The 13,940-nt window shown below is 55.3% G+C and carries 12 protein-coding genes; 5 read left to right on the top strand and 7 right to left on the bottom strand.

Translation table 11 applies throughout. From position 1 onward, the window contains the following. Positions 1–30: 30 nt before the first annotated feature. From SADFL11_RS25235 to SADFL11_RS08405, 3 genes are all read right to left on the bottom strand, one after another. Positions 31–183 carry a hypothetical protein gene (locus SADFL11_RS25235; protein WP_008188953.1) on the bottom strand — a complete coding sequence of 51 codons (153 nt, stop codon included), beginning with the start codon at positions 181–183 and terminating at the stop codon, positions 31–33. A 765-nt stretch (positions 184–948) separates the two neighbouring features. Then, positions 949–1,479 carry a CoA-binding protein gene (locus SADFL11_RS08410; protein WP_008196180.1) on the bottom strand — a complete coding sequence of 177 codons (531 nt, stop codon included), beginning with the start codon at positions 1,477–1,479 and terminating at the stop codon, positions 949–951. Between the two features lie 5 nt (positions 1,480–1,484). After that, positions 1,485–2,306: an enoyl-CoA hydratase gene (locus SADFL11_RS08405; protein WP_008197029.1), complete on the bottom strand. Its 822-nt coding sequence runs from the start codon at positions 2,304–2,306 to the stop codon at positions 1,485–1,487. A gap of 162 nt (positions 2,307–2,468) precedes the next feature. Here SADFL11_RS08405 and SADFL11_RS08400 point away from each other — a divergent pair, with 162 nt between their 5' ends. After that, a complete protein-coding gene (locus tag SADFL11_RS08400; protein WP_008196109.1) occupies positions 2,469–3,296 on the top strand; it encodes a DUF1194 domain-containing protein in 828 nt (275 codons plus the stop codon). 11 nt (positions 3,297–3,307) lie between these two features. On the opposite strand, the gene SADFL11_RS08395 is transcribed toward SADFL11_RS08400, so the two are convergent. Then, positions 3,308–3,649, bottom strand: a complete 342-nt coding sequence (locus SADFL11_RS08395; protein ID WP_008193158.1) for a hypothetical protein — start codon at positions 3,647–3,649, stop codon at positions 3,308–3,310. 223 nt (positions 3,650–3,872) lie between these two features. On the opposite strand from SADFL11_RS08395, the gene SADFL11_RS08390 reads away from it, so the two are divergent. Then, the gene (locus SADFL11_RS08390; protein WP_008189009.1) at positions 3,873–4,547 is read left to right on the top strand and encodes a DUF2161 domain-containing phosphodiesterase; all 675 of its coding nucleotides are present in this window, start codon (positions 3,873–3,875) and stop codon (positions 4,545–4,547) included. Positions 4,548–4,587: 40 nt separating this feature from the next. Here the strand turns inward: SADFL11_RS08390 and SADFL11_RS08385 are convergent, their stop codons facing one another. Then, positions 4,588–6,774, bottom strand: coding sequence for a putative bifunctional diguanylate cyclase/phosphodiesterase (locus SADFL11_RS08385; protein ID WP_008194199.1), 2,187 nt, complete (start codon positions 6,772–6,774; stop codon positions 4,588–4,590). 304 nt (positions 6,775–7,078) lie between these two features. On the opposite strand from SADFL11_RS08385, the gene SADFL11_RS08380 reads away from it, so the two are divergent. Further along, a complete protein-coding gene (locus tag SADFL11_RS08380) occupies positions 7,079–8,065 on the top strand; it encodes a calcium/sodium antiporter (RefSeq protein ID WP_040453267.1) in 987 nt (328 codons plus the stop codon). Positions 8,066–8,080: 15 nt separating this feature from the next. Here SADFL11_RS08380 and SADFL11_RS08375 read toward each other — a convergent pair whose 3' ends face one another. Continuing rightward, positions 8,081–9,373: an MFS transporter gene (locus SADFL11_RS08375; RefSeq protein WP_040451814.1), complete on the bottom strand. Its 1,293-nt coding sequence runs from the start codon at positions 9,371–9,373 to the stop codon at positions 8,081–8,083. Between the two features lie 88 nt (positions 9,374–9,461). Next, complete coding sequence (locus SADFL11_RS08370) at positions 9,462–10,187, bottom strand: spermidine synthase (protein WP_008195015.1); 726 nt, start codon at positions 10,185–10,187, stop codon at positions 9,462–9,464. Positions 10,188–10,382: 195 nt separating this feature from the next. On the opposite strand from SADFL11_RS08370, the gene SADFL11_RS08365 reads away from it, so the two are divergent. Both SADFL11_RS08365 and SADFL11_RS08360 read left to right on the top strand, forming a co-directional pair. Continuing rightward, positions 10,383–11,366, top strand: a complete 984-nt coding sequence (locus SADFL11_RS08365) for a LysR family transcriptional regulator (protein ID WP_008193787.1) — start codon at positions 10,383–10,385, stop codon at positions 11,364–11,366. A 138-nt stretch (positions 11,367–11,504) separates the two neighbouring features. Then, positions 11,505–13,940 (top strand): GcvT family protein, encoded by a 2,436-nt coding sequence (locus tag SADFL11_RS08360; protein ID WP_008188989.1) that lies wholly within the window; start codon positions 11,505–11,507, stop codon positions 13,938–13,940.

Raw genomic sequence — 13,940 nt, 5'->3', positions numbered from 1 at the left:
AGATAATTAGGTCGGAGACAGCTGCTCCGGTTACGGCGTCTTGATGAATCGCCGGGGCGAACGTGCATCCCGTTCAAAATTCATGTCCGTTTTGACAACAAGGTAAATGCCAAACAGCAGAACACTGGCCGCAAGTGGCATCACCAAAGCGAGGAGGCCCGTATCTATGACTTCGTAAAGCATGGACTCATCCGATCCCAACATGGAACTTCTGTGATGAGATCCAAGATAGATGCGTCGTGTGGAGGAATTGGTAAGACCCGTTTCGAAATGAAAAATAAAATTTCCGGAAAATTGATGAAAATTCTAAATAATGACACGTATTCATGGCTTGAGATACATTGACTGTTTGATGTCGAAGAAGGGCAAGCAAACTGGCTGGCCCAACCCAACCAATGCTTACTACACAGCGTGTCTTGCTACACCGCGTGTCTTTCTCACTCTCACTAATGCGCCGAGGGAGCCTGCAGTTTCATAACCGCATATCAATCTGAAATAGCTCTGAAGATGAGCAGCATGACGATAGCGACAACCACAACCAGGTGATAGATAGTGAACTGCGTGAACGGATCGACCATGAATGCCTCCTGCGGGAAAAGGTCAACAAGTCGTTAAAGTGTCCGTTCGGCTGATAAAGATTAGGCAAAGAAATTCACTAACAGTTTAGTCAACTGTTAATCATTGCCGATCTCTTAAAAAATACCATTGATTGTGTTTTTGTAATTTGCAAACAATAAGTGTTCGATTGGTTACTTGTTTCTATACGCGATATCAGAAATTCTCCAATTTTTAGAGGCAAATAGCGTTTTATGTTTTCGCCTTTGGTCTTAAAGGCGATGCGTGAAACGTACCCGTATCACACGCTCCTTTTTGTGGAACGCGTGTTATTTAAGAAAAACGTTTTTGCTGAAGCTGGCCGTTTCCAGGGCGCGGAAGACTGTCTAGAGCCTAAGTCTTCTTGTTTGGTGTGAGCCCGCGATGCTGGAAACCGGCTTTCAGGGCAGGGCGTTTTGAGGAGAGTGTCCGGGAATTGACACCGGCCCAGCCAATCTCTCCGGACAGGCGCCCGTATTCGATCTTGGGGCAGCGGTCCATGACCACCTTGATACCCTCAGCTTCCGCCCGCTGCGCGGCCTCTTTATGGCAAACGGTCAATTGCATCCAGATGACCTTCGGCAGTTTGCCGCTTGCGATCACGTCATCGACGATTTGGCCCGCTGCCTCGGAGTTCCGAAAGATATCGATCATATCCGGAGTGCCCGGCAGGTCTTCCAAAGACGCGTAGACCTTCTGCCCCAGAATCTCCTTGCCCGCTTGTCCGGGATTGATCGGCCAGACATCATAGCCTTTGGAAAGCATGTATTTCAGCACAAAGTAGGACGGGCGCACGGTATTTGCGCTCGCCCCGATCATTGCGATGGTCTTCACCTCATCCAAGATGGCCTTGATGTAGGTGTCGGAATAGCTGTTGTGGTCCATAGGTATCAGCTGTCCGTCCATTCCGGTTTGCGCTTTTGCAAGAACGCATTGATGCCTTCTTCGGCATCGCGGGCCATCATGTTCCCTACCATCGCCTCTGCCGCAAAATCGTACGCTTCAGATAACGGCATTTCCAGTTGGCGGTAGAAGGCTTCCTTGCCGATCTTCACGGTATGGGCAGACTTGGAGGCAATGCTCTCCGCGTATTTCTGAACGACTTGTTCCAGATAGTCGCGCGGGACGATCCGGTTGATCAGGCCGAAATCCTTGGCGGTCGATGCGTCGATGCTTTCGCCGGTCAGGAGCATTTCCATTGCCTGTTTTGGAGCAACGTTCCGGCTTAGCGCGACCATCGGCGTTGAACAAAAGAGGCCGATATTGACGCCGGGTGTGCAGAAGGTGGAGGTATCTGTTGCAATTGCCAGATCGCAGGACGCGACCAGCTGACAGCCGGCAGCGGTCGCAACACCTGTCACGACAGCAATGACCGGCTTTGGCAGCCGTACGATCTGCTGCATGAGGTCCGAACACTGACGCATGATCCGCTCGTAGGTCGCCTTGCCGCCGTCAGCTTCGGCCCGCGCACCCGTCAGCTCCTTCAGATCATGGCCCGCGCAAAAGACCTTGCCCTCTGCGCCGAGGAGAACCACCCGTACATCCGGGTTCTCAGCCGCTTTCGTCAGTTCCTCGGACAAAGCGCCCATCATTTCGCTCGATAGCGCGTTCATCCGTTCCGGACGCTGCATGACGATCCGGTACACACCTTCATGAAGAAGCGTTGCCAGAATTGGTTTTTCGGCCATGTCGTTTGCAGCAGCGTCTGTCATGGAAAACTCCCTGAGGTCTTTAATTTAAAGCCTTATAGCTGATCTGCTGTTCATGGGCGAGTACCCGAAAGGCTGCAGTCAATATTCGTTCCTGACGATCATTTGACACAATGCGGAGGATTTCCTCTGGTCGGCGGGCCGGACTGCATTATTCTCAATTCTATGAAGAGCCTCGTCTCAACCCTGATCGCCGCGATCGCCTTGTTAGCGGGGCTATTTGCTTCAGCTGCCGTCAAAGCGGATCAACCCGTCGACGTCGCTCTTGTTCTGGCCGTTGATGTGTCAAGGTCCATGTCCGCGGAAGAATTGGCCATTCAGCGGGACGGATATGCCGCCGCAATTGCGCATCCATCAGTCATTCGAGCTGTAGAGCAAGGGCTTCATGGCCGGATTGCTTTGACCATGTTTGAATGGGCCAACGATGCGCATGTTCGCGAGATTGTGCCCTGGACCCTGATCGAAACGCCGCAGGATGCAGAGGATGTATCCACCATCATTCGCGAGGATCAGACTATTGGTCAGCGCAGAACCTCGATATCCGGCGCGATCCGGTATGCGTCGAAGTTGCTGCTGGACGTACCCTATCAGGCGGATCGGCTGGTCATCGACATATCCGGCGATGGGCCCAACAATCAGGGCGCAGGGGTGACGCGCGCCCGGGACCTGGCAGTGGAAGCCGGTTTCGTGATCAACGGTTTGCCACTGATGACCACGGGCGGGTTTGGCGGCCAGTTCAACATCCCGGATCTCGATGAGTATTACCGCCGCTGCGTGATTGGCGGGCCGGGCAGTTTTGTGATTCCGGTAAATGATTGGGCCCAGTTTCCGGAAGCGGTTCGCCGGAAACTGGTTCTTGAAATCGGTGGACGAGTTCCAGAAGAACCGGCACGCGTCTACAGGGCGCAGATCACGTTCGGCCAGCCTTATGACTGTATGGTCGGCGAAAAGATGTGGCGCAATTTGCGCGAAAGATTTTTCCTCGATCCCTGAGTGTGTGACCTTCAGTTTCGTGGCCGGCTTGCCCCGATTGCACGCTTTTCGCTGTATGCCTGTACAGTGTACGCAGCGGTCATCGCGATCATAGCCGCAGCCAGTCCGATGGTGACATCAACGGCGCCGGAAAAGGGCAGCCTGAACGCGTAGATGAAAATCTCGATATAACTGACCGTGAAGCCAATCACGAGACCGATTGCAAGCAAGATGGAGATGCGGTCGCTTCCCCATCCGTTCTGGTCGCGGGTTTCGCTCTGGAAGTGTTTGGAAACGCGGAAGTATGCCCAAATGATAAACCCGAAAACAGCGGCAGAAAGGGCCATGACCGCAGCCGGTTGTAAGATTTCCATTTTTTGGATCCCTGTTTAGGAACGCTATCCGGGCGGGATCGTCCGGGAGTGAAGGCGACATGGGAAACGATTGCGGCAACTGCAAGAGGATGTTCGAATTTTCCGGTGCTAGGAATTCAAGGTCATCCGGCGTTTACACCGCGAATGAAGAAATCGTGGTCAACCTGCATCCGGCTTAGATCGCGGCTGGACCCGCCATTGGCGCAGCCATAGGATCGCATCCATGGCACGTATTCTGGAAACCGAGCTCTATGAGCCGGTCAAGGCATTCTTGGAAAATCAGGGATATGAAGTGAAGGCTGAAGTTGGTTCGGCCGACATTGTGGCTTGCCGGGGAGGCGAAGATCCGGTGATCGTGGAACTGAAGACCGGCTTTACCCTCAGCCTGTTTCACCAGGCCATTGACCGGCAGGGGATGACCGACACGGTTTATATCGCCGTTGCGCGGGGCAGCGGGCGCCGGTTTCAAACCACTTTGAAGAGCAATCTCAAGCTGGCGCGCAGGCTGGGGCTTGGACTTATTACGGTCCGGCTCGCAGATCAGCTGGTCGAAGTTCACGCTGATCCAGCGCCCTTCAAACCGCGCAAGATGAAACCACGGAAAGACCGGCTTCTGCGTGAATTTGCCCGCCGCGTCGGAGATCCGAATACCGGCGGCTCGACGCGTGTCACGCTCGTCACGGCCTACCGGCAAGATGCCACGAGATGCGCTCGGTATTTGAAGGAAAACGGTCCAAGCCGGGGCGCAGAGGTTGCCAAAGCAACCGGCGTTGACCGGGCCACACGGATAATGGCGGATGATCACTACGGGTGGTTCGAACGGGTGGAACGCGGGACTTACGGTTTGACCCCGAAGGGCGCAGATGTGACCGGCAAACGGTCCGATAAAAGTGGGTGACAGCAGAAAGGCCCGAGCCAGGGTTTTTGGTGCTGAGGTCCTATATCAAAGCATTTGACGGAAAATGCACGGCATCGCCGGGAACTGGATGGCCAATCAGATAGCCTTGACCGAACGCCACGCCGAGACCTTGAAGCGCAGCAAGCTGTTCTTGTGTCTCGATTCCTTCGGCAACAATCTGCTTGCCTAGCTTGGCCGCAAGCTTCGTGATTGTCTCGACGATCGCCATATCAACATCGGATGTCAGCATTGAGCGAACGAAAGACACGTCGAGTTTCACCAGATCAAATTCGGTTTCTTTCAAGTGCAGCAAAGAGGCATGCCCGGTTCCGAAATCATCCAGCGCGACGGTAATACCATTTTCGCGAAGGCGCCGAAGAATACTGGAGACGTTTTCGCGCTTCCTGGTGAGAAGAACATCTTCGGTGACTTCCACATGGATATGGCTTGGTTTTAGCCCAGCGTTGGAAATGGCCTCAATCAATCGATCGACAAATTGAGCATCACGCTGATAAGCCAGAAATTCTGGCGGCGACATGTTGAAGGCGATATGGCCAAAATCATGTCCCGCTTTGAGCCATGAAGAGGCTTGATCGATGGCACGCAAACGCACCATTTCTCCGATCCGGCACGCGAGCACGCTGTCCTCGAACACCTCAGAGTAGCTGCTTGGCGGAACCAGCGTGCCGTCCTCGTTGCTTAGTCGCAGCAATGCCTCAAATCCCGCCAGCTTTTGCGACTGCAAGTCCGCTTTGGGTTGAAAACAAAGCAAAAAGCGCTCCTCGGTTAAGGCACGCCGGGCAGAAGACAGGATCTTTGTTCGATTGACGGCGGTGGAAAGAAGCGCCTCCGAAAAACATCGTACAGCATTCCCGCCAGCTGCCTTTGCGTCGTAGACTGCAAGGTCAGCTTGTTGAAGGAGGTCGTTTACATCCGAACCGATGGCTTGTGTTTTCTTTGCAAGTCCTAGTGATGCCGAGCACTCGAACAAAAAACCTTCCCAGGCAATTGGTTTTGAAACCTCTTCAAGCAAGCGTTTGAAATACTGAACCGTCTCCTCCCAGCTCAAATGAGTGGAAAAAACGACCGCAAATTCGTCTCCGCCCAGCCGTATAACGATCCCTGTATCGCCTATATATTCGACGAGCCTTTCGGCCAATACGATGAGGGCGCTGTCGCCGGCAGGGTGGCCGTGGCAATCGTTGATCTCCTTGAAGTCATCAAGGTCGATAATTGCGACCCCGCAGGACCGGCAATTAGGCGAACTTTTGTGCAAGAGATCGCCCGCAATCCGCATGAAGTAATGGCGATTGTAAAGGCCGGTTAGCTGATCGCGTTCCGCATAGTACTGGGCCCTATCCAAGAGCTTCCGGTATTCGGTAATGTCACTGATCGTGCCGCCCATCTTTGTTGCACGGTTTTCATTGTTCCAAACGGCATGCCCACGAGCGCGTACCCAGATTTGCTCGCCGCTTTTGTGCAAAAGCCTCAGCGACACATCGAAAGGAGCGCGGTCTTTCAGGTGCGCTTGGAACGCCAATTCAACATTTGCACGATCTTCAGGGTGAACAATTTTAATGAAAAGACCGGGTGCATTTGGAAGGTCATCTTCGGTGTAACCGAGCCGCAGCTTCCACTGTTCTGACAAGTAGTTGTGCTCATCGTTCAGGTCCCATTCCCAGACGCCCTGACTGGCCCCCGAAATCGCAAAAGCATATCGCTCCTCGCTAAGTTTCAAGGCCCTGGTGCGCTGGTCGAGTATCTCTTCCTGGTGCTTGTGCAAGTCGCGGAGGGCGAGTTCGGCTGTTTTCAGACATGTGATGTCGAGGATGAACCCGTAGGATCGAAGATGTGTACCGTCGGCATCGACAACTGCGACGCCCCGCTCGCGCACAAAGATCTCTCCACCGCCCGTTTGGATGATGCGGTATTCGAGTTCGACAATACTTTTGGTTTGACTAAGGCGAAGCGTCTGCGTCCTGTAGTGCTCCCGGTCATCTGGATGCACCCATTCCAGATCTGCGTCCATTGAGGTCGCGCGGCGCATGAATTCTTCAACGGTGACACCATGCATGCGGGCAAGCTGCTCCGAACAATAGGTGCATTTGTCACCGATCTCGTCCCATTCCCAATAGCCAATACCGGCCAGCGCCTCGACTTCTTCAAACAGCTCTCCCGGTCGCCGTAGTGTTTGAACCGGGTAAACTTTGCTGACCTTTTTGTCCATCGAAGCTTGCGCTCACTGCAATTGTCAAAATCGAAAACAGTGATCGGAGAATAGAAGCTTTTTGCTTCCAAATGCTTTGCTTTTTGTCAATTTCATGAAACGTGAAAATTAGCTGATACTTATAACGATTGTCTTGGTAACGAGTTGAGGTAGTTCATTCGTAATTGTTCCAATTTCTTTCTGCTGCTGATGGGGGACGAGCCGACAGCGTGTTGTTTTCGACCCCGCGCGATTTGCCTCTGGTTGACGGTCATGACAACAACCAGATGCAGATCTTGGTCTTCTCGGGGGCATGGAGCTCCAGGTGTTTGAAATAGCGGTGCCGCTGATCGGCGGTTTATTTCTTTTGATCATAGGTGGAGAGTTCTTGGTGCGCGGGGCTGTAAATGCCGCGACGCATCTGGGGGTGTCGCCGCTCGTGATCGGCTTGACCCTGGTCGGGTTCGGCACCTCGACGCCGGAACTTGTTACCTCTGTGCATGCCGCACTTGTGGGTGCACCTGGCATTGCTTATGGCAATGTTGTCGGATCGAACATTGCCAACATCTTGCTGATCGGTGGTGTCGCGGCGCTGTTGTTTCCGATCGCCGTGTCGTCCACGGCGCTGAAACGCGATGCTGCGGTGATGCTGGCCGTTAGCTTGGTCTTTGCGGGCGTTGTCACCGTGATGGATGCCAATCGGCTGGTCGGCGGGGTCTTCCTTGCAGCTCTATGTACCTACATTTACATGGCCATCCGGCAGGAGCGGGCAGCCGTTCAGGAAAACCGTGGCGCAGTGCATGGAAAAAGTACGGCGTTGATCGAGACGGATCCGGTTTTGGACATTCCAGCCCAGCCGAAAGGCGGTGTGGTGGCCGCGCTGCTGCTCGCGCTGGGCGGTTTGGCGCTGGTGGTGTTGGGCGGCAAGTTCCTGGTGGAGGGCGCTGTCAGCCTGGCGCGCGGTTTTGGAATTTCGGAAACAGTTATTGGCCTGACGATCGTCGCGATCGGCACCTCCATGCCGGAACTGGTGACATCAGTCGTTGCCGGCCTGAAACGTCAGACAGACGTTGCGTTCGGCAACATCATCGGGTCGAACATCTACAATATTCTGGGGATCGGTGGTGCAACGGCTCTGATCGCTCCGAGTGAAGTTCCGTCCCAGATCATCAGCTTCGACAATCCGGTCATGATTGGCGTTTCGGTGATCTTCGTGATTTTCGCAGCAACCGGCCTACGGATCGGCCGGCGCGAGGGCGCAGTGCTGCTTGGCGGATATCTTGTCTACCTTTATGCCCTTTGGCCGTCCTGAACAAAGGGTAGGCCGCTAGACCTGTTTGTCGTCTGAAGGGGGCATTCCCACATCGGCGTCTTCCAGCGGTAAAGCTTCGTCCTCGCCGGCCGCAAGTGTTGCGGTTTCTGGTGTGACCATACGGGCAGGGGCGCTGACCTGAAACGCGCCCTTGTCTTCTTCGGCAACCGCCGCCCGCCGGGTCATGCGCCAAAGCGTGAAGGCAATCATGACGACGTGAGCGCCGATGGTCGTGATGAACAGGCCTTGCGGGCCGATGCTTGTCATCATGACACCGGCAATCAGCGGTCCGATAATGGAGCCGGTGCCGAACATCATCAAAAGCCCGCCCGACACCTGAATGGATGTTCCCGGAGGTGCATGGTCGTTGGCATGGGCAACGATCACAGGGTACATCGCAAAAATCGCCGCGCCGAACACGGCAACCAGCAAAAGGTTCGTGAGCTGGCTGTCTGGGAGCAGCACCACGAAGGCGATATCGGCAGCAAGTGCGACAGCGGCCACAACGGCCAAAACGATGCGGCGGTCCATGCGGTCGCTCAAATATCCGATCGGTATCTGGGCGACGGCGCCTGCAAGGACCGGGATGCTGGCAAAAAGCGCAATCGACGTCAGTTCAAGACCCACCCGCCCGGCATAGACGGCAGCCAGCGTCCCGAAGGCGGCGTTGGAGATCCCGACGAGAAACACGGCCGCCACGGCCACCGGAGAATTGTTCCAAAGGACGCGTATATTGAGCTGCACCGAAGTCAGCGGGGCCGGCGAGGCGGACGTCGACAACGCGGTTGGCACAAGAGCCAGGCAATAGACAATGGCGCCAATCGCAAAGAACAGGAAGCTCATCGTGTCGCCAAGCGAGATGACCATCTGCCCGGCTGTTAAAGCTCCGAGATTGACCATCGTGTAGACACCGAAAATGGTGCCGCGTGTGTTGGCCTCGGACTTGTCGTTGAGCCAGGATTCCACGATCATCGCAGCCCCAGCAAAGCAGAACCCGGAGACGGCCCGGATCGGGATCCACGCCCAGGCCTCGACCAGGAGCGCCTGCAACAGCATCGAGACGGCGGCAAAGGCGCACATCACACCAAATGTTCGGATATGACCGACGGCCCCCACCAGCCGGGGAACGAAGATGCACCCGAGCACATAGCCGATCGCCCAACCGGTTCCCAAAAGGCCTAGCGAACTTGCGGAAAATCCCTCCGCAGCTCCGCGAACCGGCAGGATGAGGCCGTGAATGCCGCCGGCAAAGAGCAAAAGCGCGGAGCCGAACAAGAGCGCCGTAATGGGAACGATTTGTCTGATCATGCCCGCCACAGTACTGATTCTGAAAACAAAAGGGTAGCGGCGCGCCTTAGCCCTCCCGAAAGGTGGCGGCCTTTCTCACCGATCGTTATCAGCTGTGTGCCTTCCGCCCGAGGTATACGGATTGCGTCACTTCGCGCCCGTCCTGAAGCGGGTTTTCGAACACCACCGGCTCCGCCCATGCCTCATCAAAGGCTTCTGCAAGTTTGGCGGTGATGGCAGCATCCGGAGCTTCGTCCGACCAGAGGCCAACGACACCACCGGGTTTCAGAAAGCGTTGCACAGCAGTGAAGCCTTCCTGGGTGTAGAAGCCCTTGGACCCTGAATGCAGCAACCGCTCGGGCGTGTGGTCAATGTCGATCAAAATGGCATCGTATTGGCGCTTCGGACGACTGGCATCGAAACCATCTTCAGAGGCTGAAAGGGCAAAGAAGTCGCCCTCGACCAACTGGCAGCGCGGATCATCCACCAGTTCGGTTTGCATCGGGACAAGACCCTCCTGGTGCCAGCGGATGACCGGCTCCAGAAGATCGACGACGGTGAGGCTGGAGACAGTGTCATGGGCCAAAACCGACTGTGCGGTGTATCCAAGGCCGAGCCCGCCGACCAACACCTCCAACCCATCGCCTGACAGAGCATCCAAACCGAGATCCGCCAGCGCCACCTCGGAGGCGGTGAACAGGCTTGACATCAGGTGCTCTTCTCCAAGAAGAATTTCGAAGACGTCGGTTTTCAGCGCCAGAAGATGCCGGCGGCGGAGAGACACGGCCCCGATCGGTGTCGGGGCATAATCCAGTTCTTCAAACATCTTGCTCATGCCGCACCATGACGGTTGGTTGGTGATTTGGGAAGGGCGCGAATGCTCTTCCCCCAAACTAGACGCGATGAAGAGCCGGGTTTCGATGGCGCCATGATTTAGGTGAGTTTTAATTAAGTTCGAACTTGTTGGACTTTTGTTTCGAGTTGATCGAAGTTCAGCCTGTTTCTCACGTCTCTTGAGTTGATTAACCGCATGCCACGTTCATCTGCCCGCAAAGACCTTACCTTGAAAGCTCTGGAACTCTTTCAGATCTGCGCCCGCAAGTCGTCGGTTCAGGCAACCGCTGATGAAACGGGCTTGTCCATCAGTACTGTTTCGCACCACCTGCGCAGCCTTGAAGAACATCTTGGCGTAGAGCTGTTCGATCATGCCCGCCGCCCTATGATGCTGACGCCCAAGGGGCAGATGTTCTTGAAAGAAATCGACGTCGCCCTCGGGTCCATCCGGAAGGCGACGGCGGAAGCGAGTGCCGGGAATGTCACGGAAACCAGTTATCTCAGGTTCGGCAGTATTGCCGACATGGATAGCGATATTACACCTGACCTTGCGGTTTACCTTTCCAAAAAAATGCCTCAGTGCAATTTCGTTTTCCGGTCCGGATCCAGCCGCGAACTTCTTGACATGCTGCGTGACCGCCAGTTGGACATCGGGATAGCGACCATGCCGCCAGAGGGGGTGAATAACCTGCAGGACACCCCTTTGCTCCGGGATCCATTTGTGGTGGTGCTGCCAGAAGGGCGGACTGAGGAGACAGCAGATGTTATGGCCGGTAAATCGGTTCTGCCTTTTCTGCAGTTTACCAGTGACCTGCTCATAGCTCGGCAGATCGAAGCACAATTGCGCCGGTTGGGAGTGGAGATGCCCGACCGTTTCGAATGCGGCAACAACCAGACCCTCATGGCAATGGTGGCGGCAGGTGCTGGATGGACCATAACAACACCTTTGCTGTTCTCCAGGGCACGCCGGTTTCATTCAAAGCTTCGCATGCACCAGTTTCCCGGAAAAAGCTTTGCGCGGACGCTGTCTCTCATCACCACACCAGATTGCGCTGGATCTGTGCGTGGTCTCATCGATCAGAAACTCCGCAAGCTGCTGACGCGCCATGCGCTGACCCCCATGCATCAAAGCAACGCTTGGCTTGAGGACCGATTTTGTCTGGTCACGGGTGCTGATTGACCGGAATGCCTCGGTCAGTATTTCGTATCTACGAGTTTTTCGAAGTCCAATTTTGATATTTTAAAAAGTGCAGTCCGCTACATTGCCACTTTGTTCAAACTGCGGCACCCCGGAGAGAGGGGATGTCGGAGGTGTTCCATGAAAACGCGTACGCATGTGGTTGTGATCGGTGGAGGTATCGCCGGTTGTTCGACGATCTATCATCTTACTCAGGAGGGGTGGACAGATGTCGTATTGGTCGAACGCAATGAACTCACGTCCGGGACGACGTGGCATTCTGCAGCCCAAGTAACCAACTTCGGCATGAATCAAACCATGGTCGGTTTGAAGAGCCATTCTATCCGGCTCTACAAGGAGCTGGCAGAAGATCCAGATTACCCGATCAACTATCACCATGCAGATGGTGGCATTCGACTTGCCAACACCGAAGCCCAGATGCAGGGCTACCGGCACTTTGCGTCAATGGCACGCGGCATGGATGTCGACTTCGAAGTAATTGATGCGCAGGAGTGCGCCCGCCGCCATCCCTTGATTTCAACAGACAATCTGCTTGGCGGTCTTTGGGATCCGCTCGACGGCGACATCGATCCGGCACAGCTGTGTCAGGCGCTGGCCCGCCGTGCCCGCAAGGCCGGGGCGGCCATCTATCGCAACTCGCCAGTCACGGGCTTGACGCAGCACAAGGATGACACCTGGACGGTTCATACCGAGCATGGAGACATCGAGTGCGACATTGTCGTGAACGCAGGTGGATACCGGGTGAATGAAATCGGGGCAATGATGGGGGTTCATCATCCCGTCGCCTCGATGGAGCACCAATACTTTCTGACGGAGGAAATACAGGCGATAAAGGAGGCGGGGCACCGGATGCCGTTGCTCCGCTGCCCGATCAGCGATTACTACTGCCGTCAGGAAAAGAACGGTTTGCTGGTCGGCTTTTACGAGCAAGATTGCAAGACGTGGGGTATGGACGGGATCGATCCGCATTTTGTCAACGCGCTCTGTCCGGATGATCTGGATCGGGTAACCGACGTCCTTGAGGGTGCTTTTGCCCGCATGCCTGCATTGATGGACACTGGAATTCACACCGTCATCAACGGTCCTATCACCTATACGATTGATGGCGCACCGTTGGTCGGACCGATCCCGGGCAAACGCAATGCTTTTTGTATCATCGGGCTTAGGGCCGGCTTGGGTGAGGGAGGGGGACACGGTTGGCTGCTGGCGCAGCAAATCGTTCACGGCGAGGCGTGCTACGACACATGGTGTCTTGATCCTCGCCGTTTTACCGGCCACGCCAATGTCGAGCTCACCGCACTGAAAGCCATAGAAGACTACCAGAACGAGTTCCGGTTTCATTTCCCTCACGAACATCGCCCAGCGGGGCGGTCCGCCAAGACAACGCCGCTGACACCAATCATGGCTGCGGAAGGTGCAGAATTTACAGTGGTGAACGGTTGGGAACGCGTGGATTACATCAAACCGACACCAGGGTTTCATCCAACGCTCGGGTTTCATTTCGATGAGGCTTTCGATGTGGTCGCAAGCGAGGTGCAACACATTCAGGCACATGTGGGCCTCTGCGAAGTCAATGGCTTTAACCGGATTGAGATTACCGGTTCCGACCGGCACGCATTTCTCGATGGTTTGTTCTGCGGCACCGTCACGAAACGGAAAGGTCGGGTCGGTCTTGGGTACCTGCTCAATCGGCATGGCATGGTCAAGGCCGAGGCAACCATTGCAAACATTCCTGCTTCGGATCGAGGACCGGCACGTGTCTGGTATGGGTCGGCAGCAGCCTCCGAATACCACGATATGGATTGGCTAAACTCCCATTTGCGTCAGGATAAAGATGTTGAGATCAAGAGCCTAACCAACGACCAAACCATTCTGGTTCTGGCAGGACCAAAGGCGCGGGCGGTTCTGCAATCGGCCAGCAGGGGCGACTGGTCGAAAGAAGGGTTCCCCTGGTTGTCTGTGCGCGAAACCTTCATCGGGTATGCTCCGGCAACCGTAATGCGGGTAAGCTTTTCCGGCGAGCTCGCTTATGAGATCCATGTCCCGAATGCATCACTCTATGCTGCCTATCTGGCGCTAAGGGATGCTGGAAAGGCGCATGATCTGAGACTGTTCGGCGCAAGAGCGGTGGAATCCATGCGCATGGAAAAAGGGTTCTTGCACTGGAAGGCGGATCTGATCAGCGAATTCGATCCTTTTGAAACCGGGTTGGATCGCTTTGTGAAGCTAGACAAACCCGACTTTGTCGGCAAGGACGCCTTGATACAGCGCCAAAATGACGGGCCGAGGAAGAAACTTGTGACCCTGAAAATTGACGCGACCCACGCGCCAGCATATGGCGGGGCCTCGCTTATGCAGGACGGTACCGTCGTGGGGACGGTCACTTCCGGCGACTGGGGCCATCGCAGCCGCCTGAATCTCGCCTATGCGTTTGTCGACACTGCGCTTTCTGGAGAAGGATCGGTGCTTGATCTTGACCTTCTCGGAGACAGGGTCAGTGCCGAGATCATCGCTCCGTCACCCTATGATCCCGGTCATACAAAGATGCGTGGGTAG

Source organism: Roseibium alexandrii DFL-11, from assembly GCF_000158095.2.
GTDB classification, from domain to species: Bacteria; Pseudomonadota; Alphaproteobacteria; order Rhizobiales; family Stappiaceae; genus Roseibium; species Roseibium alexandrii.
The sequence above is the reverse complement of the archived record's forward strand: the minus strand, read 5'-3'. Positions and strand labels throughout refer to the sequence as shown.